Origin of the sequence: Brenneria sp. g21c3 (assembly GCF_040240345.1) — a bacterium.
Classification (GTDB): Bacteria; Pseudomonadota; Gammaproteobacteria; order Enterobacterales; family Enterobacteriaceae; genus Brenneria.
Genome location: NZ_JBEIAB010000044.1, coordinates 1 through 1,204 on the forward strand (window position 1 = coordinate 1; position 1,204 = coordinate 1,204).

5 protein-coding genes are annotated in these 1,204 nt (G+C 54.9%); 3 read left to right on the forward strand and 2 right to left on the reverse strand.

Annotation, left to right across the window (positions count from 1 at the left end; translation table 11 throughout):
* Positions 1 to 97 (forward strand): IS3 family transposase (locus ABRZ28_RS24180; protein ID WP_330519443.1); only part of this gene is annotated, 97 nt, incomplete at its 5' end.
* A 65-nt stretch (positions 98 to 162) separates the two neighbouring features.
* Entirely contained in the window at positions 163 to 498 is a 336-nt protein-coding gene (locus ABRZ28_RS24185; protein WP_330521871.1) for a hypothetical protein, read from the forward strand.
* Positions 499 to 504: 6 nt separating this feature from the next.
* Here ABRZ28_RS24185 and ABRZ28_RS24190 read toward each other — a convergent pair whose 3' ends face one another.
* A complete protein-coding gene (locus tag ABRZ28_RS24190) occupies positions 505 to 660 on the reverse strand; it encodes a hypothetical protein (protein WP_330521872.1) in 156 nt (51 codons plus the stop codon).
* A gap of 26 nt (positions 661 to 686) precedes the next feature.
* On the opposite strand from ABRZ28_RS24190, the gene ABRZ28_RS24195 reads away from it, so the two are divergent.
* Entirely contained in the window at positions 687 to 1,112 is a 426-nt protein-coding gene (locus ABRZ28_RS24195; RefSeq protein ID WP_330521873.1) for an RHS repeat-associated core domain-containing protein, read from the forward strand.
* Here ABRZ28_RS24195 and ABRZ28_RS24200 read toward each other — a convergent pair.
* A partial coding sequence (locus ABRZ28_RS24200) for an IS3 family transposase (protein WP_330519443.1) occupies positions 1,109 to 1,204 on the reverse strand: 96 nt, incomplete at its 5' end. The genes ABRZ28_RS24195 and ABRZ28_RS24200 overlap by 4 nt on opposite strands.

Here is a 1,204-nt window from a genome sequence, read left to right on the forward strand (position 1 = left end):
ATTCGAGTATATCGAGATAGACTACAATCGGCACCGACGGCATAGTGCCAACGGCGGGCTAAGCCCGGTGCAATTTGAGGAAAGAAACCTCGCTTAAGGCAGTGTCCACCGTCGCTGGGCAAGATCATAATTCCCGCCGCGGGCAGTACGGAGGCTTAAGTCATGGCTGATGATTTAATCGCCGCCTGCAAAGATGACCCGCTGGTACACAGTTCGGTATTGGCTGACCTCCCCAGCGGGCTGGTAGAGGGCGCTATCTTTGTCGGTGCGACCGCACTGCTCGGCACCGGAGTGGGTGCCGTGGTCGGTCTGGGGCTGGCGATCGGCGCCATGACTAGCGGCCTGCCGGAAAAACTGGGCAACATGGCGGGCAACGCCGTCGATGGGGTGATTGGCGCACTAGGCCTGCGGGGGGCCGCCGGCCGCCAAAATAAAGAGCGGCTCCGACAACGTGAACATCATGGGCAAACCGGCCGCACGCGCTGCCGACACCGTTGACCATGACTACCTCAACAGCCCTGCCGTCAGCGAGGAAGGCCCCGGCGCACTGGATACCGCCATTGCATTGGCGGCCGGCATTGCCTCCACCGTGATGCACCCCGGCGCGGCGATGGAAAAGGAACGGATAGTATGGCTCGCCAGACGGATGGATTGTTGCACTTGACCCGATAGGGCTGGCGGGGGGACTGAACCTTTATCAGTATGCGCCGAACCCGCTGACTTGGATTGATCCGCTGGGGTTGAGTAAATGTTCAAGTAATGGCCGCCCAGATCCTTATAAAGGTGCAAAAGACGCATCTGCGTATCTTCGCTCTAAGGGAGTAGATAGAGATACCAGAAAACAGATAATTAGTTCCTTTGAGTTAGATACTATATCTGTACAAAAGGCAGGGAATAATCGGTTTGGAACACGTTTCCATGATGATGGGAAATCAGCCTGGCATCTAGGTCAATATGTTTTTGAAACATTTACCCCTTTAACTAATAGATCAGGCCTTGCATTACCTTATGAATGGAATCGGATGACTGGGATCAAGCAGTGGCAGATAAAACCAGGTTCTACGATAATCAGGGGCAGTGATCTTGCCCAGCGACGGTGGACACTGCCTTAAGCGAGGTTTCTTTCCTCAAATTGCACCGGGCTTAGCCCGCCGTTGGCACTATGCCGTCGGTGCCGATTGTAGTCTATCTCGATATACTCGAA